This is a genomic window from Micromonospora sp. NPDC005806 (genome assembly GCF_042871425.1).
Lineage (GTDB): Bacteria > Actinomycetota > Actinomycetes > Mycobacteriales > Micromonosporaceae > Micromonospora.
This window is the reverse complement of record NZ_JBIAIL010000058.1, coordinates 1-18,798: the sequence shown is the minus strand read 5'-3', so window position 1 is coordinate 18,798 and position 18,798 is coordinate 1. Positions and strand designations below refer to the sequence as shown.

Genomic DNA, 18,798 nt, shown 5'->3' with positions numbered 1-18,798 from the left:
CGTCAGTCCGGCCCGGGCTCCGGGTCGGCCGCCGGCCGGGGCCGGCCGAACTCCCGGTACGCCCGGCGCAGCCGCTCGACCAGGCCGGGTCCGCCCAGTTCGGCCCCGGGCGGGGCGAGCTGGCGCAGCAGCAGCTCCGGCCCGGCCGCCAGGGTGGGCGGCCGGTCGGGCAGCGGCACCGGGGCCAGCCAGAACCGGTCCACCGCGTCGGTCGGCGGGATCGCCGGCAGCCCGCCGAGCACCCGCGCCGCACCGGTGACGGGCGGCTCCGGTGGGGCAGCGCCGTAGGTCGGGCCGGCCGGCCCGCCCGGCGCCGCCGCCCGGTCGGCCGGTACGGCGTCGAGGGTGGCGCCGGCGCCGCGCAGCGTCCGCAGCCGGTCGAGCAGCTCGGCCCGGTTCCGGCCGCGCCACTGCAGGAGCTGGAACGGGTCCGCGTCGAACGCCTCGGCGAGCAGGTAGAAGCTGGCCGCCAGGTGCTTGCACGGCACCGCGAAGTCGGGGCAGCCGCAGTGCTGGTCGAGTTCGTCCACGGTGGCCGGGAAGAGCGGCGCGCCGGCCGCGGCGAACAGCTCCTCCAGCTCGGGCGGCAGGTCCCCGGCGAGCAGCCGGGCGCTGAAGAACGCCTGCCCGGCCAGCTCCGCCTCGATCCGGTCCCACACCTCGTCCGGGTACGCCGCCAGCCCGATCCGCACCGGGTACGGGTCGGGTCGGGAACCCTGCACGCTGGCGGTGACCAGCCCGGGCGCGACGTCGAGCCGGAGCACCTGGCCCCGCCGCGCGTACGCCCGACCCCGGGTGAGCCGGGTGCCGAGGGCGAAGGACTCCAGCACCTCCAGGAACCGCCGGGACCACCAGGACCGGCCGATGGCACCCCGGGTGCTGCGCGCCTTCAGCCCGCCCTCGACCCGCCGGGGCGGGCCGAAGTCCGCGAACCGGGCCGGTCCGTCCGGTGTGGTCACTCGACCACCGCCCCGGACTCCAGCGCGAACAGCTCGCGCAGCGTCTCGGTGGAGAGCTCGGTGACCCACTGCTCGCCGGTGCCCACCACCCGCTGCGCCAGGCTGCGCTTGTCCGCGATCATGGCGGCCACCTTCTCCTCGACGGTGCCGGCGCAGACGAACTTGCGCACCTGCACCCGGCGGCGCTGGCCGATCCGGAACGCCCGATCGGTGGCCTGGTCCTCCACGGCCGGGTTCCACCACCGGTCCACGTGCACCACGTGGTTCGCTGCGGTCAGGGTCAGCCCGGTGCCGCCGGCCTTGAGCGACAGGACGAAGAGCGGCGGGCCGTCCGGGGACTGGAACCGGGTCACCATGGCGTCCCGGTCGGCCTTGCCGACGCCGCCGTGCAGCAGCAGCACCTCCCGGCCGGTACCCGCGGACAGGTGCCCGCGCAGCATGGCACCGAACTCGGCGTACTGGGTGAAGAGCAGGGCCTTCTCGCCCGCGGCGAGGACCTCGTCGACGATCTCCTCGAGGCGTTCCAGCTTGCCGGAGCGGCCGGACAGGGCCGAGCCGTCGTGCAGCAGTTGCGCCGGGTGGTTGCAGACCTGCTTGAGGCGGGTCATGGTGGCCAGCACCAGGCCACGCCGCTCCATCCCGTCGCTGGACTCGATCCGGGCCATCATGTCGTCGACCACCGCGCGGTAGAGCGCGGCCTGCTCGGCGGTGAGGTTGCAGAGCACCTCCATCTCCAGCTTCTCCGGCAGGTCGGAGATGATCGACGCGTCGGTCTTGAGCCGGCGCAGCACGAACGGGCCGGTGATCCGGCGCAGCCGGCCGGCCACCTCGGCGTCCGCGTGCCGCTCGATCGGCTCGGCGAACTTCTTCCGGAACGTGGCGGCCGGGCCGAGTAGGCCGGGATTGGCGAACTGCATGATCGACCAGAGGTCGGCGAGCCGGTTCTCCACCGGCGTACCGGTGACCGCGACCCGGTGCCGGGCGGGCAGCGACCGGACCGCCTCGGCCTGCCGGGTGGCGGCGTTCTTGATCGCCTGCGCCTCGTCCACCACCACCCGGTGCCAGTCGGTCCCGGCCAGGTCGTACGCGTCCCGGGCGGCCACCGAGTAGGTGGTGAGCACCAGGTCCGCCGCGTGCACGGCGTTGCTGAACTCCTCGCCCCGGGCCCGTTCCGCGCCGTGGTGCACGTGGACGCGTAGCCCCGGCGTGAACTTCGCCGCCTCCCGCTGCCAGTTGCCGACCAGTGACATCGGACAGACCAGCAGGGTGGGCCCGGCCTCCGGCGGATCCCCGGCGAGCAATGCGAGCAGCTGCACGGTCTTGCCCAGCCCCATATCGTCGGCGAGGATCCCGCCCAACCCGAGCGACTGGAGGAAGGCCAGCCAGGCCAGCCCGCGCCGCTGGTACGGCCGCAGCGTGCCGGCGAACCCGGCCGGCGGGTCGGCCGGGCTGAGCCGCCGCTCCGCCTCCCCGGCCAGCAGTTCGCCCAGCGCCCCGTCGGCGGTCACCGCCAGCACCGGCAGCCCGTCCGGGCGGTCGGCCCCGCTCAGGCCCATCCGCAGCAGGTCGGCCACGGTCAGCTCGCCGACCGAGCGGAGCAGCCGCAGTCCGGCGGCCAGCCGGTTGGGATCCAGCTCCACCCAGCGCCCGCGCAGCCGGACCAGCGGGGACTTCAACTCGGCCAGGGACGCCAGCTCGTCGGCGGTCATTGGCTGGTCGCCGAGGGCCACCTCCCAGCGGTAGTCCACCAGGGCGTCCAGCCCGAGCCCGGCGGAGGCGGCGGCGACCGTGCCGGGAGCGGTGCGGCTGCGGGCCCGTAGCCGGGCGCCGAGCCGGGCCGAGGACCGGCGCCACCAGGAGGGCAGGAGCACGCCGAAGCCGGCCGCGTGCAGCACCGGCGCCCCTTCCCGGAGGAACCGGTGCGCCCCCTCCGCGTCCAGCTCCATCCCCTCCGGCGTGGCGGTCCGCAGCGCGTCGTCCAGCTCCGGCCAGAGCCGGCTGGCCCGGCCCAGCTCGGCGAGGAGGGTCTCCTGCGGGTCGACCCCCCGGTCGGCGAGCGCCCGCGCCGGCCCCCGCCAGACCTGCGCGGCGTCGATCACGAGGCCCGGCTCGTCGGCCGGGTGCAGGCCGAACTCGACCCGCCAGGCGCCCCCTTCGACCAGCTCGGCCACCGGGTCGACATCCGGCTCGACCAGGCGGAAGGCGGCCCGCACCGCGCCGCCGGCCGCGTCGCGCTGCCAGGCGTCCAGCTCCGTGCGGAGCAGCTCCAGGGCGTCCGGCCCGGTGGTGAACCCGGGCTCCGTTCCGGTCAGCGCGGCCAGCCAGCGGGGCACCGGGCCGCCCGGACGCATCCCCCGGTGCAGCCGGATGTCGGCGAGGACGGCCCGGGCGGCGGCGTCGGTCAGCGCGTCGAGGGCGTCGGCCACCAGCTCCCCCGGCTCGGCGCCGCCGTCCGCTCCGGCCGCCACCTCCGGTGCGGACGCGGCAGCGGGTGTCGTGATCTCCCATTCGACGGCGGCGCGGGCGGCCGGGGGCAGGGCACCGGCGAGCGACCGCGCCCAGGCCGCGTCCGAGCCGGTGAGCAGGGGCCGCCAGACGGCCTGCGCGGTCACCACGTCGGAGTCGTCCACCGGGCGCAGGTGCCGGCGGGGCCGCTCGGCGTCGCCCGGGCCCCGCCCGCGCCGGCTCCCGGCGGCGGAACCGGGCGACGCGGTCGGTGACACCGGGTCGGGCCCGGCGGATTCGGCGGCCGCATCGGCCATCACTCCGGGCAGCACCCGACCGCGGCTGACCAGGTCGACCGCGAACTCGGCCAGCTCGGCGAGGTGGCGCAGGCTCGCGCCCGGCACGGCGACGCCCGGGTCCAGGTCCCGGAGCAGGGCGTACGCGGCGTCCGGGGCGTACGCGAGGGCGGGGACCCGCCAGCCGGCGAGGGTGACCGGGCCGCGGACCGGTTCCCCGACGGTGGTCCGGACCAGCTCGGGCGAGTCGACCGGCGAGCCGGCCCGGGTGGGCAGGGTGAGCAGCACGGAGGCCGACCCGGCCGGCGGCCCGCCGAGCGCGGCGGCCAGGGCGGCGACGTCGGCGGCGAAGGGGTGCGGCCGCTCGCGCGGGGCGCGGCCGGGCCGGCGGGGCGCCCGGGCCGGGAGGGTGCTCTCCTCGCCCCACACGGCGAGCCCGAGGCCGGGCAGCCACAACCCGTGGATGACCAGCACGCACTCCCCCTCGACGACGCCCGGGGCCAGGATAGGCGGCCGGGGCGGACTACTGTCGGCGCCATGGTCGATCTGCTCGTGATCGGTGGCCTCGGCGTCGACATCCGCGCCCAGGTGCCCGCCCTGCCGCTGCCGGCCGCCGACTCGCTGGCCGTACCCCCGATCGAGCTGCGGATCGGCAACACCGGCGCCGGGGTGGCGCTCGCCGCGCACGCCCTGGGCCTGCGGGTGGCACTGGTGGACGTGCTGGGCGCGGACCCGGCCGGCGACGTGGTCCGGGCGGCGCTGGCCCGTACGTCGGTACGCACCGTGCTGGCCGACGCCCCGGCCGGGACCCGCCGATCGGTGAACATGGTGGATCCGGCCGGCCGCCGGATGTCCCTCTACGATCCGCGTGGGTTTTCGGGGCCGGCGCCGTTCGCCGAGGCGGAGCTGGCCGCCCTGGTACGGGAGGCGGCGCACGTGCACGTGTCGATCATGGATTGGGCCCGGGAGGCGCTGCCGGTCCTGCGCGCGGGTCTCGCCGACGGCGTGCCGCTCTCCACCGACCTGCACGACTGGGACGGCGAGAACGACTACCACCGTCCCTTCGCGGACGCGGCCGACCTGGTCTTCGTCAGCGACGTCCGGCTCGGCGACCGGGCCGGCAAGGTGGCGGCCGGGATGACGCCCCGGACCGTGCTGGTGACCGGTGGGGCGGCCGGTGCGACCCTGCACGCCCCGGACACCCCGCCGGTCCGGGTGCCCGCGACCACCCCGCCCGCCCCGGTGGTGGACACCAACGGCGCGGGCGACGCCTTCGCCGCCGGCCTGATCGCCGCCCGGCTGCGCGGCGCGTCCCCGCTCGACGCGGCCCGGTACGCCGCCCGGGTGGCCGCCGCCGCCTGCACCCACGACGGGATGGAGTATCCGCCAGGGCTGCTGCCCCGGAACTGACCCGGCTCAGAGCGCCCCGGTCTCGCCGTCGGTCAGCTCGCGGAGGATGTCCGCGTGCCCGGCGTGCCGGGCGGTCTCCTCGATCAGGTGGACGAGCACCCAGCGCAGCGACACCTCGCCGAGCTGCGGGTGCGGCACCACGTGGTCCAGGTCGAACCGCGCGGCGACGTCCCGGGAGCGGGCACAGGCCGCCTCGTACGCGGCCGCGAGGGTCTCGACGGTCTCGCCCGGGTCGAGGGTGAAGCTGGCCCGGGCCTCCTCCTCGGTGGTGAGGTAGACGTCGCCCGGCCCCGGTGCGAACAGGCAGGGGAGCCAGTTCCGCTCGACCAGCGCCAGGTGCTTGAGCAGGCCGGCGAGGGTGGTGAGGGAGGGCACCAGGCGACGGCTCGCCTCGTCGTGCGGGAGCCCGCGCACCTTGCGCAGCACGATGGCCCGATGGAAGTCGAGGAACGATTCGAGCACGGCCCGCTCGTCACCCGTGCGGGCGAGGACCGGACCGAGCGTGGGGTCGATCGTCGTGTCCGCCATCCCCGGACCCTAGTCCCGGGTCCGGCCGGCCCGCTGCCCCGCTATCCGCTGCGCACCGGCGATCTCCGGGGCAGGATGGGCGCATGGCAACGGTGCAGATCCCCCTGGTGGGCGGCGCGGCCGACGGCGAGACGGTCACCGTCGAGCTGGACGGCAACGACCGGCCGCCGCTGACCCATCACCACATCGGCCCCGAGGGGCTGGCCGGGGCCCAGATCTACGAACTGGAGTCGGTCGACCAGCCCGGCCGTCCGTGGATGTACGCCTGGCGAGGTCCGGCGGTCTGACCCCGCCCTCAGATCGCACCGGCCCGGCTCAGGGCGCGCGACCGGAGGCTCTCCAACACACCCCGGGTGACCTGGGAGGTGCCCCGGGCCTGTTCACACACCTCGGCCACCAGCCGGGCGGTCTCCTCCGCCCGCGCCTCCCGCTCGTCCCACAACCGGTCCACCTCGGCCAGCAACGGGCCCTCCACCTCGCGTTCCACGCCGCGCAGCGCCGGCACCCCGAGCCGCTGGGCCAGGTCGAAGACCTTTCCGGCGTACGGCAGCGGCAGGAACGGCGTGCCCATCATGGCGGCGAAGATCAGGAAGTGCAGGCGCATGCCGACCGCGAGGTCGAAGTGCTTCATCAGGCCGAGCACCTGCCGGGGCGTGTAGTCGTTGTGCAGGACCCGGCCCCGCTCGGCGGCGACCATGTGCGACATCACCCCGTGCGAGTGCCGGATGTCGTCACGCTCCATCGGCACGAACAGCACGTACGCGTCGATCCGGTGCACCAGGAAGTCGCTGATCTGGGCGAGCAGCCGGTGGTAGCCGTCCACGTCGAGGCGTTCCGCGGCCCGGCCCGGCTCCCGGACGCTCAACCCGACCAGCCGCTTGCCGGACGGCACGCCCTCCTCGGTCAGCCAGCTCGCCGGGAACTCCTCGGGTTCCAGCAGGAACGCCGGGTCGGCGGTGACGGTGATCGGGTTGAGCAGCCCGGACTCCTCCAGCACCATCCGGGACTCCTGGTCGCGCACGGTCACCTCGGTGGCCCCGGCCAGCGTCTCCCGCACCATGCCGGTGTCCACCCCGTCGCTGAGCGGGCCGACGCCCACCGCGTAGGTGAGCAGCGGCAGGCCGCGCTCCTGGGCGACCCGGACCACCCGCAGGTACCGGCGGGCCTCCCGGTCGTAGAGGATGCCGCCGCCGCCGAGGATGAGCAGGTCGAGCTGACCCAGGATCTGCGACGAGTCGACCCGGCTGACCCCCTCCCAGGGCACCGCCTCCACGTCCGGATGGGCCAGCGCGGTGTGCGCCGGGTTCCGGGAGAAGACGATGATCCGGGCGTTCGGCTCCTGTCGCCGCAGGTCGGCCAGGAGACCGCTGAGGATCGCCTCGTCACCGAGGTTGCGTCCGCCGTACGAGCCGAGCACACCGATGGTCAGTTCGGCGCGATCCGTCATCCGTCGCTCCTCCCCAGGGGCGTCCCGCGCCGGTTTCCCGCTGCGTCGGGGGGCATACCTGGGCGGACCGCCGTCAGCCGGCCGCCGACCCGACCAGGCGGGAGACCAGGGCGGAAACCACCTGGTCGACGTCGAACCCGGCGTCGACGGAGGTGGTGAGCTGATCGAGCAGGAGCCCGTCCACCGCGTAGTGCAGCAGGGCCACCTCGAACGCCCCTCCGGGCAGCCCGGCCGCCACGTGGAAGGCCACGTCGTCGGCGTATCCCCGGCGGAGCACGTCGCCGAGCGCGCGACGCAGTTCGGGCCGACGGGACGCCTCCAGCCGCAGCTCGAACAGGGCCCGGGTGAGGTCGGGCTCGCGGGTGGTGCGCTCGACGATGTAGCGCAGATAGTCGGTCATCAGGGCGAGGGACGGCTCACGCCGGCCCAGGTCGGCCAGGACCGCCGGGTCGGGGGCCATCCGGTCGAAGATCCGCTCGGCCAGGCCGGCGAGCAGCGCCGCGCGGGACGGGTAGTAGTTGGAGGCGGTGCCGGTCGGCACGCCCGCCTCGGCGTCCACCCCGCGGTGGGTCAGGCCGCGCGCGCCGGCGGCGGCGAGCACCCGCAGCCCCGCGTCGGCGAGCAGGATACGGCGTTCCGGATTCCTGGCCATGCCAGCACTCTAGCAACAACCACGACAGGTGTTGTACATTCTGATCCAACCACGACGGCCGTCGTGGTTGAGCCCGAACATCGGAGTCGGTTTGCGCAAGCTCGTGTACTACGTCGCCAGCACCCTCGACGGCTTCATCGCCGCCCCCGACGGGTCTTACGACTTCCTCCCGCTGGAGCCGGACGTGGCGGCTTACCTGACCGCCGAGTGGCCCCAGACCTTCCCCACCTTCGCCCACGCCCAGTACGGCATCGCCTCGCCGCCGGCCGGCCGCTTCGACGCCCTGCTCATGGGGCGGGCCACCTACGACCCGGCGCTGAAGATGGGCGTCACCAGCCCGTACGCCCACCTCAAGCAGTACGTCTTCGCCCGCTCGCTGCCCCCGTCGGACGACCCGCAGGTGGAGATCGTCGACGGCGACCCGGTGGCCTTCGTCCGCGAGCTGAAGGAACGGCCCGGCGGCGACATCTGGCTGTGCGGCGGCGGGCACCTCGCCGGACAGCTCCTCGGCGAGGTCGACGAACTGGTGGTCAAGCTGAACCCGGTGGTGGTCGGCAGCGGCGTCCCGCTCGCCGACCGGGGCTTCGAGCCGCACCGGTTCACCCTGGTCGACACCCGGCCCTTCGACAGTGGCGTGGTCGTCCTCCGCTACACCGCCGCGGCGCGGTAACCGATTGCCCCGGCCGGGCGGCGTCCGCCACAGCGCGGTGCCCCCGGCCATCCCCTCGTAGTTGGCCATGGGAAGACGAGCATCAGCCCATCAGTTCCTTCATGGTCACGGCGTGCAGGCCCCGCTGGCGGAGCCCGTCGAGGATCGGTCCGATGGCGGCCAGGGTGCCGCGGTGGCCGAAGTGCAGGCTGACGATCGAGCCGGGCCGGACCTGGCTCAGCGTCGTCCGCACCACCGCCGGTGAGCCGGGGTCGGTGAAGTCCAGCGAGTCGACGTCGTAGGACACACAGGTCGGATAGCCCACCCGGTTGGCATTGGCGCGGATCAGCGCGTTGGCGTGCTGGGTTTGCGAGGGCCGGAACCAGGTGCCGATCGAGCCGGTGAGCTTTCTGATCCGCTGGGCGCATGCGTCGATCTCATTGAACACCTCGGCCGGGGCCATCCGGCTGAGGTCGCGATGGTTCTCGGTATGGTTGCCCAGCTCATGCCGGCCGTCGAGGACCCGCCGGGCCATCGCTGGCTGGTCAGCCAACCACGATCCGACGGCGAAAACGGTGACCCGGGCATTCCCTCGTTCGAGCTCGGCCAGCAGCTCGCGGGCCAGGGCCGGATCCCCCTGGCCATGAAAGGTCAGCGCCACGTTCGGCCGGTCCCGTGGCCCGCTGTTGATCTCTCCCGGTACGGAGGCGTGGCCGGGGACGGCTCCGGCCGACTTGGCGGGGGACGGGAAGGGTGATGCCGAGCCCGACCCAGGCGCGGCCGACGGGCGGCTCGGCGAGTCGCATGCGGCAACTCCGACAAGCCCGGCGGCCACCGCGGCGGCGGCGCTCAGGGCGCTGCGGCGGTCCAGAGGCACGCACCGATGCTAAGCCGGCAGCAGGGGTGGGCGCCCGGGATTGCGATTCCGCCCGGTCTCAGGGTTGTCCTCCGCTACACCGTCGGGGCGCGGTAATCGCTTGCCCCGGCCGGGCGGGCTCCCGCACGGTGGGGTGGTGACGAACGCGACGAAGGCCCGGATCCGCTGGACCGACCTGCCCGGCCACGTCCGGGCGGCGGTCGAGGAGATCCTCGGCGACCGGGTGGCGGCGGCGGCCTCGCAGACCGGCGGTTACTCCCCCGGCACCGCCGACCGGGTGCGTACCGCCGGCGGCCGGCGGGCCTTCGTCAAGGCGGTCAGCCCGGCCCAGAACGACCGCAGCCCGCACCTGCACCGGACGGAGGCACTGGTCGCCGCGGCCCTGCCGCCCGGCACTCCCGCGCCCCGGCTGCTCGGCAGCTACGACGACGGTGACTGGGTGGCGCTGGTCTTCACCGACGTCGAGGGCCGGCACCCGCTGACCCCCTGGGACCCCGACGAACTGGCCGCCGTGCTGTCCACCCTGGAGACGATGGCCGCCGCGCTCACCCCGGCGTCGGTGGCGGCGGCCCCCACCGCTGCCGAGCAGCTCCGGTACGACTTCGCCGGCTGGCGGCGGATCGCCGAGAACCCGCCGGCCGACCTGGACCCGTGGGCCCGGGACCGGCTACCCGAGCTGTGCGTCGCCGCCGAGCGCGGGCTCGCTGCGCTGGCCGGGGACACCCTGTGCCACCTGGACATCCGCGCCGACAACCTGCTGATCTCCCCCGACGGCACGGTCAGCGTGGTCGACTGGCCGTGGGCCTGCCGGGGTCCGGCCTGGCTGGACAGCCTGCTGGTGCTGGTCAACGTGCAGGTGCACGGCGGCCACGACCCGGAGGCGCTGCTGCGCGCCCGGCCGCTCACCGCCGACGTGGACCCGGCCGACGTGACCGGGGTGCTGGCCGGGTTGGCCGGCTTCTTCCTGGACAGCGCCCGGCTGCCACCGCCGCCCGGCATCCCCACGGTCCGGGCGTTCCAGCGACTGCAGGGCGACACCCTGCTGCCCTGGCTGGCCCGCCGACTGACCTGACCGCACCCGCGGTGCGGTCCTCCCGTCGACGACCGGTGAGCCGAGCCGGCGAACGCGTCGTCCGATCGCCGCCAGACCCCGGCCGGCGGGCCGACGAGGCTGGTCCCATGACGACACTGGACGGAAAGGTCGCCCTGGTCACGGGCGGCGGGCGGGGCATCGGTGCGGCGATCGCGCGGCGGTGGACCGCACGGTCGCCGACCTGGGTCGGCTGGACATTCTGGTGAACAACGCGGCCGTGTTCCTGGTCGGGCCGGTCGACGAGGTGGGCGCCGACGAGCTGGACCGGACACTCGCGGTCAACGTACGGGCGCCGTACCTGGCGGCGCAGGCGGCGGCCCGGCACCTGGGCGAGGGCGGCCGGATCATCAGCATCGGCAGCAACGTCGCCCGCCGGGCGCCCTTCCCGGGCCTGGCGCTCTATTCGATGAGCAAGACCGCGCTGGTCGGGCTGACCAAGGGACTCGGCCGCGAACTGGGGCCCCGGGGCATCACCGTCAACCTGGTGAACCCCGGTCCCACCGACACCGACGCCAACCCGGCGGACGGGCCGAACGCGGGGGCCATCGCCGGTCTCACCGCGCTCGGCCGGTACGCCGCACCGGACGAGATCGCGGCCGTGGTGGCGCACCTCGCCGGCCCCGACGCCGGGTACGTGACCGGGGCGGTGGTCGACGTCGACGGCGGCTTCGCCATCTGACCCCGATCGGGCGGGTGCGGACCGGCTCCGCACCCGCCCACGACGAAACGACCACCGTCCTCAACCATTCGTCGGGTGGACGGCGTCTGTAGAGGGCGAGGGGGTGGGCATGTCGGAGACGTTCCACGAGTTCGTGGTGCAGCGGTCGCCCGCGCTGTCCCGGACCGCGTACCTGCTCACCGGGGACCACCAGCTCGCCGAGGACCTGTTGCAGAGCGCGCTGGCCCGGACGTACCGGCACTGGCGGCGGATCCGCGACGGCGACCCGGAGGCGTACGTGCGCCGGGTGATGTACCACCAGCAGGTGTCCTGGTGGCGTCGGCGCCGGGTGGCGGAACGGCTGGACCCGGCACCGGCCGAGCGGGGCGGCGGCGACCACACCGAGGCCACCGCGTTGCGGCTGAGCGTGGTGGCGGCGCTGCGCCGGCTTCCCTCGCGGCAGCGGACGGTGGTGGTGCTCCGGTTCTACGAGGACCTGACCGAGGCACAGGTGGCCGAGGTGCTGGGCTGCTCGCTGGGCACGGTCAAGCGGCACGGGCACGACGCCGTACGCCGGCTCCGCGAACTCGTCCCCGACCTGGTGGAGCGGGCCCCGGAGAGGAGCGGGCGATGAGCGTACGGCTGCGGGAGGCGTTGCGGGAGGCGGTGGCCGACGTGCCCGCGTACCCGGTGCACGACCGGGCGGTGCGGACCGCCCGCCGGACGCGGCGGCGGATGGCCGCGGCCGTCGCCGCGGTCCTGGTGCTGGTGGCGCTGGTGCCGCTGGTCGGGCGCGGCGGCGGGGGCCAGGGCAGCGCGCCGGCCGGCGCGGACGGCCCGACGCTGCCGGACCGGATAGGCCTTCCGGTGCTCGGCGCGCTGCACGCCACCGACCGGCCCCGGCTCGGTCCGGCGTCGGTGATCTTCAGCGGACAGGCGCGCGGCCTCACCGGGCTGCTGGACGAGAACGGCACCATCGGCATCGTGGGCGCCGAGGCGGACCGCTACCGCACCTACCGGGTGGGTTACGAGGCGCCGGCGGGCGAGCAGGTGCTGCTCTCCCCCGACGGCCGGCGGATCGCCGTGCCGGGCGGGTCCAGCGAGCACCCCCGGATCGACCTGGTGGACCTGGTCGACGGGGTGGCACGGCACCTGCCCAGCGTGGTGCCCGGCAGCGTGATGACCGAGCCGGCCGGCTGGGCCCCGGACGGGAAGTCGCTGGTGGTCCGGGACACCGTCCCGGCCAACCCGGAAGGCAACGCCCACGCGAACGTGCTGAGCCTGGTCCGGCTCGACACCGGCCGGGCGGTCCGCCTGCTCGAGGCCGAGCAGCTGCCGATCTTCGGCAACCCGGTGGCGTTCTCGGCCGACGGCAGCCGGCTGGCCTGGCGGGTCGGCGACAAGGTGCTCATCGCCGGCACCGACGGGCAGGGCATCTCGTCCTTCCCGCTGCCGCCCGAGACGGGGCTGGCCGGCAAGGGCGCCTGGCTGGCGGACGGCAGCCTGGCCCTGGTCAGCCGGGACCCGGACAGCACCCGGTGGCGGCTGCGCCACGTCGACCCGGCCACCGGCCGGGACCTGGGCGCACTCGAGCTGCCCGCCGTCACCGGGGTCACCACGATCCGGCTGCTCGGCTGGCGGCCGGACGGCTCCGCGCTGGTGGTCGCGTACCGGCCGGAGCCGGCAGCACCGGCCCGGTTCGACCGGCCACTGGAGATGGACGAGCGGACCGCGTACGGCCACGTGCGGTCGATCCGGGTGCTGGCGCTGGCGCCGGGGGCGGCGGCGCCGGCCAGCGTGCTCACCGCGCCGGACCAGGTGCTCGCGATCGACGTCGCGGACGACGTGGTCCGCTCCGGACAGGTCCGCGACGCCAACCCACCGTGGGGCGTGGGCGGCCGGTTCTGGTGGTGTACCACGCTGGCGGCCCTGGTGCTGCTCGGCGGGGTGCTGGCCCGTCGGGTGGTCACTCGGGCGCGCGGACCTCGTGGGTGAGGAAGGGCAGCACGACGGCCGGCACCGCCGGGGAGCCGGCGATGTCGTAGTGGGTCAGGCCGGGCAGCACGGCCAGCCGGGATACCGGCCGGTCGCTGCCGTCCCCGCCGGCGTCCCGGTGCCCGCCGCCGAGCAGCCCGAAGAACTCCGCCACGTGGCGGACCGGGATCGAGTCGGCGTCGGCGTAGACCAGCAGCACCGGCATCGGGAGGGCGGCCACCTCGGCGGACCAGTCGTACTCGCGGCGCAGCAGCTCGCCGGTCTTGGCCCAGAGCCCCGGCCAGTCCTGCGGGCGCGGCGCCACCCGCTCGTACAGCTCGTGCGGCGGGGTGCCGCGCATCTGCCCGGCGACCTGCTCGTCGTGGGTGGCCATTGCGGCCAGCACCTCCGGGTACCAGCCCTGCCGCCGGCACGGCGTGGAGACCAGCACCAGGCGACGGACCAGGTCCGGGTGCTGGATCGCGGTACGCAGCGCCACCCCGCCGCCGAGCGAGTAGCCGAGCACGTCGGCCTCGGCCAGGTCGAGGTGGCGCAGCAGCGCGGCCACGTCGTCGGCCATCGACTCGTACCGCAGTGGACGGTCCACGTCGGCGGTGCGGCCGTGCCCTTGGAGGTCGACCGCGACCGCCCGCCGGCGCGCGGCGAGGGCGGGCAGGATCGGGGCGAACATCTCCACCGACCCGTACCCGCCGTGCAGCAGGACCAGCGGCCGGCCGGTCCCGTGCAGCTCGTACCAGAGCCGCACCCCGTTGACGTCCGCGTAGCTCATGTCCCTCCCGTCGTTCCGCGTATCCGTACAACGAGGGCGGCCGGTGACCGGCCCGGCGGCGGGTCGCCCCGCCGCCGGGCCGGGCCGGTTCAGCGCGGCTCGGCCACGTACCGGTGCAGCGGACCCTCGTCGCTGTCGACGACGCCGTCCCGGCGCAGGCCGGCCTTCTCCAGCACCCGGACGGACGGCACGTTGGTCGGGTCCACGGTGGCGTACACCAGCACCATCCCGGGGAGGGTGAAGGCGTGGGCCACGAGGGCCCGAACGGCCTCGGTGGTGTAGCCCCGGCAGCGCCGGGACGGGACCACCCCGTAGCCGAACTCGACCGACCCGTCGGTGGGCGGCCACTTCAGGCCGATCCCGCCGACGGTCAGGCCGGTCTCCCGCTCGATCATCAGGCGATGGCCGTGCGGCTGTTCCGGCTTCCGGGTGAGTAGGCCGGCGATCATCCGCTCGCCGTCGGCGGGGAAGTCCGCCGCCCAGTGCGGTCGCCGCTCACCGGCGACGACGGCGGCGGCCTCCTCGGCCGGCCAGGGACGCAGTACAAGGCGGTCGGTGATCAGGTCAATTGACGACAACGCAATTCTCCAAGGTCGTGGAGCGACCCGGGCCGCGGTCAGTCAGTCAGGAAACGCGACCCGGAAAAGGGCATGACGGAGGAAGCTCATGGCGATCCATGGCCTCATCTCCCCTGCGCCCACGACGGTCGCGTGTCCGCGCGACGGCACCCTAACCCATGATCCGGATACGCCGCGCCCCCGCTGCCTCGGGCCAGGGGGCAGCGGGGGCGCGGCGGACGACCGGTCAGCTGACGCCGGTGACGGCCTTGACCAGGTTGATCCCGAAGTAGATCACGAACGCGACGGCGACGGCCCACATCAGCGGGTGGATCTGGCGGGCCTTGCCCTGCGCCACCCGGATCGCCACCCAGCTGACGAAGCCGGCGCCGATCCCGTTGGTGATCGAGTAGGTGAACGGCATGAGGGTCATGGTCAGGAACGCCGGGACCGCGACGCCCACGTCGGTGAAGTCGATGTCCTTGACCTGGCGGATCATCAGCGCGCCGACGACCACGAGGGCCGGGCCGGCGGCCTCACTCGGCACCAGCGTCACCAGCGGAGTGAGCAGCAGCGCGCCGAGGAAGAGCACGCCGGTGACCACGCTGGTCAGGCCGGTACGCCCACCGTCCGCGATGCCGGAGGAGGACTCGACGTAGGTGGTGGCCGAGGAGGCGCTGCCCGCGCCACCGGCGACCGCGGCGACACCGTCGACGAAGAGCACCTTGCCCAGCCGGGGCATGTCGGTGCCGTCCTCGGTGGCCAGGTTGGCCTGCTTGGCCAGGCCGACAGTGGTGCCCATCACGTCGAAGAAGTCGGCGAGGACCAGGGTGAAGACCAGCAGCAGCGCGGTCATCACGCCGACGTGCGCGAACGCGCTGAACGACACGTTGCCGAGCAGGTGCAGGTCGGGCTTCTGGACCAGCGGGTCCGGCAGGGTCGGGACGTTGAGTCGCCACCCGTCCGGGTTGGGCTTGCCGTTGACGAGGGCCCCGCCGGGCTTGGCGAACGCGTTGACGATCACCGCGACGGCCGTGGTGGCCACGATGCCGATCAGGACGCCGGCCTTCACCTTGCGGGCGGCCAGGATGCCGGTGACCAGCAGGCCGACCACGAAGACGACGGTGGGCCAGCCGTGCAGCGTGCCGTTGCTGCCCGAGCCGAGCTGCAGCGGCACGCCGGTGCCAGCCCGGACGAGACCGCCGTCGACGAAGCCGATCAGCGCGATGAACAGGCCGATACCGGCGGCGATGGCGGCCTTCAGCTCGGCGGGGATGGCCCGGAAGACGGCCTTCCGGAAGCCGGTCAGCACCAGCACGGTGATGATCAGACCCTCGATCACCACCAGACCCATCGCCTCGGCCCAGGTCATCTGGGAGGCGACGGCGTACGCGACGAAGGCGTTCAGGCCCAGGCCGGTCGCCACGGCGAACGGCACCCGGCCGACGATGCCCATCATGATCGTCATGACCGCCGCGACGAGGGCGGTGACCCCGGCGACCGGCGCGATGCCGAGCAGGTTGCCGTCCTTGTCCGGGGCGGTGCCGATGATCAGCGGGTTGAGCACGACGATGTAGGCCATCGTCGCGAAGGTGGTGAGTCCGGCGAGCACCTCGCGCTTGACCGTCGAGCCCCGGCGGGTGATCTCGAAGAAGCGGTCGAGGCGACCGTGCTCGGCGGGTGCCGCCGGCTCGACCGGGGCAGCAGGATCCTGCGTAGTCACGCTCATGGCGTGGCTTACTCCGTTCCGGGTTGGCCCGCCGGACGCGCCGGTCGGGCGGTGGGGGTGCAGTCGTCCCGATTCGGTTGGCCCGGAGAACGTTCGGGACGGCTGGGCTTCACGGATCCCGTGAAGCACTACGAAGCCGCACCCGGTCGGGGGAGCGACTTCGTACGCCCACTTTAACGCTTTGTTAACGGCGGCTGACCTGCCCCTACGCCTCAGCCGAGGCGGGCGTGGGCAAGGTCACTTCCGCGACCGGTGCCGGCCGATCCAGTCCGCGTTGAGCGCGTCGGCCTGCCGGCGGTGCCGCCTCGGCCATGCCCCGAGCCAACCGGCCGACGTCACGGCCGGCAAGCGAATTCACCGGGCGGCCGGAGTGGGCTCCGGGTCCGGAACGGCCTCGGGGTGCCGGGCGGTGCGTATCGGCGAGAGGACGGCGACCGTGGCGGCGACCGCCATGCCGGCGACCGCGACCCGGATCGCCGGCCGGTGACCGAGGTGCGCGGCGAGCAGGCCGCCGAATGGCGCGCCGACGGTCAGCATGCCCCAGTTCAGCGACCGGATGGTGGCGTTCATCCGGCCCTGCAGTCGGTCCGGCGTGACGGCCTGCCGGTACCCCATCTCGTTGGGCCCGCTGATCCCCAGCGCGAGCCAGACGACGAACTGGGCCGCGCCCACCATGATCCAGCCGGCGGTGCCGGTCACCGCGAGCGCGGCCAGGGTCCAGCCCAGCGGCTCGACCACCCGCTCCAGCAGGATGGCCCGCCCGGCACCCCACCGACCCACGCGGTGGGACAGCGCGTTGCCGACCACCGCGCCGACGCCGCCGAGGGCCAGCACCACGCCGAGCCCGACCGCCGCCCGCTCCGCCGGCAACTCCGGGTCGAGCCCGCGTACGACGAGGAGCGTGAACGCGGTGGAGGCCATGCTGGCGAAGAGGAAGCGGGCGTGCAGGGTGAGCGCGTACGGCGCCAGCACCCGGTGCCGGTACACCCAGGACAGCCCCTCCCGCAGCTCCCGCCCGAGCTGACGGCGGGCCGGTGCCGGGGCCGGTTCCGGCCGGCGGATCGTGGCCAGCAACAACCCGGAGGCCAGGTAGGACACCGCGTCGACCAGCATCGCCACCGGCGCGCCGACCGCCGCCACCACCGCCCCGCCGAGGAACGGGCCGGTGGTCTGCGCCAGCGACGCACTCTGCTCCATCCGGGCGTTCGCCCGGGTCAGCGCGGCGGGCCGGACGAGCCGGGGCAGGTAGGACTGGTGGGCGGCCTCGTAGAGCAGCGACAGCGCGCCGAACGCGGCGACCAGGACCATCAGCAGGGGCACGCGCAGCGCGCCGAGCAGCGCGAGCGCCGCGATCAGGGCCAGCAGCGCCGCGCGGGCCAGGTCGGTGGCGACCAGGATCGGCCGCCGCCGGTGGCGGTCGGCCACCACGCCGGCCAGCAGGCCGAAGAGGAGGTACGGCGTCCAGCGCGCACCGTTGACCAGCCCCACCTCGGCATCGCTGGCGTCCAGCGCGACGATCGCGAGGAGCGGCAACGCGACGGTGGTCAGGTACGTCCCGAACGTGGAGACCGTGTCGGCCGTCCAGAACCGTGCGTACCCGGGATGGCCGAACAACCGCGTCATGATCACGACCGTAATGCGGCGAGCTCGTCCCCACCGTCCCCGCCGGTCAGTGGGAAGCGGCGCAGCACGGTGAAGGTGTCGGCGGTGGTCGCGGTGAACAGCACCTCGCGGACCAGGAACTCCGCCGCCACCCGCCGGGTCAGGATAGTAGCGCCCAGGTCGAGGCCGGGGAACGAGATGCCCCGGACCAGGTCCCGTCGTTGTCGGGGCCGGTGGTGTGGACAGCTGCGGAGGTCAGCGACGGGGAGCCGGGTTTGGGGGATGATCTGGTGCCCTGCAGCCGACTGACCGAAATCGGCTGGGCGGGGTGCCGTAGGTCATGACCATCGTGCTGCTGGAAAACTGCGGCCCGGTGGGAGGCTGGTGGGCGTGAACGACACGCGCACGCACTGGGACGCGGTCTACTCCGGTCGGGCAGTCACGGAGGTGAGCTGGTTCGAGGCGAAGGCCGACGCGTCGATGGCCCTCATCGGCGACGCCGGGCTGTCACTCGATGATCCGGTGATCGACGTCGGGGCCGGGGCGAGCGTGCTGGTCGACCAGTTGCTACGGGCGGGGTATCGGGACGTGACGGCGCTGGACGTTGCTGCCGATGCCCTGACTGCCAGCCGCAGCCGCCTGGGCCCCGACGCGCGCCGCGTCGACTGGATCGTGGCAGATCTGCTGTCGTGGCGTCCGGCCCGCCGCTACCGGCTGTGGCATGACCGGGCGGTGTTCCATTTCCTCACCGACCCTGCCGACCGGGACCGCTATCGGCAGGTGCTGCGGCAGGCGCTCGCCCCGGGTGGCTACGCGGTGGTCGGCACGTTCGCCGCGGACGGTCCCACCCAGTGTTCCGGGCTATCGACCGCTCGCTACGGAGCGGAGGATCTGGCCGGGGAGTTCCCGGGCTACACCGTCGTCCGCACTGCCCGGGCTGAGCACCACACCCCGGCGGGTGGCGTGCAGCCGTTCACCTGGGTCCTGCTCGCCGATCGCGGCTAGCCTCGGCCTTTCACGGCGGTCGTGATCTTGGATGTCCGGCGGGTGGGTAGATATGGCGAAGTGCCTGCCACGTAAGGAAAACTGCCCGGTGTCGAGTCGTGCAGGTTCCCCGTGTGAGAGGCACTTC

The 18,798-nt window shown here is 74.4% G+C and carries 18 protein-coding genes and 1 pseudogene; 8 read left to right on the top strand and 11 right to left on the bottom strand.

Annotated elements, in window-relative coordinates:
* Window positions 1–2: 2 nt before the first annotated feature.
* Window positions 3–959, bottom strand: a complete 957-nt coding sequence (locus ACFYOS_RS33560) for a hypothetical protein (protein ID WP_387150435.1) — start codon at window positions 957–959, stop codon at window positions 3–5.
* The gene (locus ACFYOS_RS33555; protein ID WP_387150432.1) at window positions 956–4,174 is read right to left on the bottom strand and encodes an SNF2-related protein; all 3,219 of its coding nucleotides are present in this window, start codon (window positions 4,172–4,174) and stop codon (window positions 956–958) included. The genes ACFYOS_RS33560 and ACFYOS_RS33555 overlap by 4 nt, the downstream gene beginning before the upstream one ends.
* A gap of 63 nt (window positions 4,175–4,237) precedes the next feature.
* Here ACFYOS_RS33555 and ACFYOS_RS33550 point away from each other — a divergent pair, with 63 nt between their 5' ends.
* Window positions 4,238–5,110 carry a carbohydrate kinase family protein gene (locus ACFYOS_RS33550; protein WP_387150430.1) on the top strand — a complete coding sequence of 291 codons (873 nt, stop codon included), beginning with the start codon at window positions 4,238–4,240 and terminating at the stop codon, window positions 5,108–5,110.
* Window positions 5,111–5,116: 6 nt separating this feature from the next.
* On the opposite strand, the gene ACFYOS_RS33545 is transcribed toward ACFYOS_RS33550, so the two are convergent.
* A complete protein-coding gene (locus tag ACFYOS_RS33545) occupies window positions 5,117–5,638 on the bottom strand; it encodes a DinB family protein (RefSeq protein ID WP_387150427.1) in 522 nt (173 codons plus the stop codon).
* An 83-nt stretch (window positions 5,639–5,721) separates the two neighbouring features.
* Between ACFYOS_RS33545 and ACFYOS_RS33540 the strand changes: the two genes are divergently transcribed.
* On the top strand, window positions 5,722–5,925 hold the full coding sequence (locus ACFYOS_RS33540; protein ID WP_387150424.1) for a hypothetical protein: 204 nt from the start codon (window positions 5,722–5,724) through the stop codon (window positions 5,923–5,925).
* Window positions 5,926–5,933: 8 nt separating this feature from the next.
* Here the strand turns inward: ACFYOS_RS33540 and ACFYOS_RS33535 are convergent, their stop codons facing one another.
* On the bottom strand, window positions 5,934–7,085 hold the full coding sequence (locus tag ACFYOS_RS33535; RefSeq protein ID WP_387150423.1) for a polysaccharide pyruvyl transferase family protein: 1,152 nt from the start codon (window positions 7,083–7,085) through the stop codon (window positions 5,934–5,936).
* 73 nt (window positions 7,086–7,158) lie between these two features.
* On the bottom strand, window positions 7,159–7,737 hold the full coding sequence (locus ACFYOS_RS33530; RefSeq protein ID WP_387150422.1) for a TetR/AcrR family transcriptional regulator: 579 nt from the start codon (window positions 7,735–7,737) through the stop codon (window positions 7,159–7,161).
* 91 nt (window positions 7,738–7,828) lie between these two features.
* On the opposite strand from ACFYOS_RS33530, the gene ACFYOS_RS33525 reads away from it, so the two are divergent.
* Window positions 7,829–8,407 (top strand): dihydrofolate reductase family protein, encoded by a 579-nt coding sequence (locus ACFYOS_RS33525; RefSeq protein ID WP_387150419.1) that lies wholly within the window; start codon window positions 7,829–7,831, stop codon window positions 8,405–8,407.
* Window positions 8,408–8,489: 82 nt separating this feature from the next.
* Here the strand turns inward: ACFYOS_RS33525 and ACFYOS_RS33520 are convergent, their stop codons facing one another.
* Window positions 8,490–9,263 carry a polysaccharide deacetylase family protein gene (locus ACFYOS_RS33520; RefSeq protein ID WP_387150417.1) on the bottom strand — a complete coding sequence of 258 codons (774 nt, stop codon included), beginning with the start codon at window positions 9,261–9,263 and terminating at the stop codon, window positions 8,490–8,492.
* Window positions 9,264–9,399: 136 nt separating this feature from the next.
* On the opposite strand from ACFYOS_RS33520, the gene ACFYOS_RS33515 reads away from it, so the two are divergent.
* From ACFYOS_RS33515 to ACFYOS_RS33500, 4 genes and pseudogenes are all read left to right on the top strand, one after another.
* Window positions 9,400–10,335 (top strand): phosphotransferase, encoded by a 936-nt coding sequence (locus ACFYOS_RS33515; protein ID WP_387150415.1) that lies wholly within the window; start codon window positions 9,400–9,402, stop codon window positions 10,333–10,335.
* Window positions 10,336–10,507: 172 nt separating this feature from the next.
* Window positions 10,508–11,035 (top strand): annotated as a pseudogene (locus tag ACFYOS_RS33510) (SDR family oxidoreductase); the annotation flags it as partial.
* 109 nt (window positions 11,036–11,144) lie between these two features.
* Window positions 11,145–11,648, top strand: coding sequence for a SigE family RNA polymerase sigma factor (locus ACFYOS_RS33505; protein ID WP_387150412.1), 504 nt, complete (start codon window positions 11,145–11,147; stop codon window positions 11,646–11,648).
* On the top strand, window positions 11,645–13,009 hold the full coding sequence (locus tag ACFYOS_RS33500; protein WP_387150409.1) for a TolB family protein: 1,365 nt from the start codon (window positions 11,645–11,647) through the stop codon (window positions 13,007–13,009). The genes ACFYOS_RS33505 and ACFYOS_RS33500 overlap by 4 nt, the downstream gene beginning before the upstream one ends.
* On the opposite strand, the gene ACFYOS_RS33495 is transcribed toward ACFYOS_RS33500, so the two are convergent.
* From ACFYOS_RS33495 to ACFYOS_RS33475, 5 genes are all read right to left on the bottom strand, one after another.
* On the bottom strand, window positions 12,981–13,778 hold the full coding sequence (locus tag ACFYOS_RS33495) for an alpha/beta fold hydrolase (RefSeq protein WP_387150407.1): 798 nt from the start codon (window positions 13,776–13,778) through the stop codon (window positions 12,981–12,983). The two genes, ACFYOS_RS33500 and ACFYOS_RS33495, sit on opposite strands and share 29 nt — an antisense overlap.
* 89 nt (window positions 13,779–13,867) lie before the next feature.
* Window positions 13,868–14,356 (bottom strand): GNAT family N-acetyltransferase, encoded by a 489-nt coding sequence (locus ACFYOS_RS33490; protein WP_387150404.1) that lies wholly within the window; start codon window positions 14,354–14,356, stop codon window positions 13,868–13,870.
* 226 nt (window positions 14,357–14,582) lie between these two features.
* Window positions 14,583–16,064, bottom strand: a complete 1,482-nt coding sequence (locus ACFYOS_RS33485; protein ID WP_387150402.1) for an NCS2 family permease — start codon at window positions 16,062–16,064, stop codon at window positions 14,583–14,585.
* A 354-nt stretch (window positions 16,065–16,418) separates the two neighbouring features.
* Entirely contained in the window at window positions 16,419–17,687 is a 1,269-nt protein-coding gene (locus ACFYOS_RS33480; RefSeq protein ID WP_387150399.1) for an MFS transporter, read from the bottom strand.
* A 2-nt stretch (window positions 17,688–17,689) separates the two neighbouring features.
* The gene (locus ACFYOS_RS33475; RefSeq protein WP_387150396.1) at window positions 17,690–17,818 is read right to left on the bottom strand and encodes a hypothetical protein; all 129 of its coding nucleotides are present in this window, start codon (window positions 17,816–17,818) and stop codon (window positions 17,690–17,692) included.
* A gap of 238 nt (window positions 17,819–18,056) precedes the next feature.
* On the opposite strand from ACFYOS_RS33475, the gene ACFYOS_RS33470 reads away from it, so the two are divergent.
* Window positions 18,057–18,671 carry a class I SAM-dependent methyltransferase gene (locus ACFYOS_RS33470; RefSeq protein ID WP_387150393.1) on the top strand — a complete coding sequence of 205 codons (615 nt, stop codon included), beginning with the start codon at window positions 18,057–18,059 and terminating at the stop codon, window positions 18,669–18,671.
* Window positions 18,672–18,798: the final 127 nt, after the last annotated feature.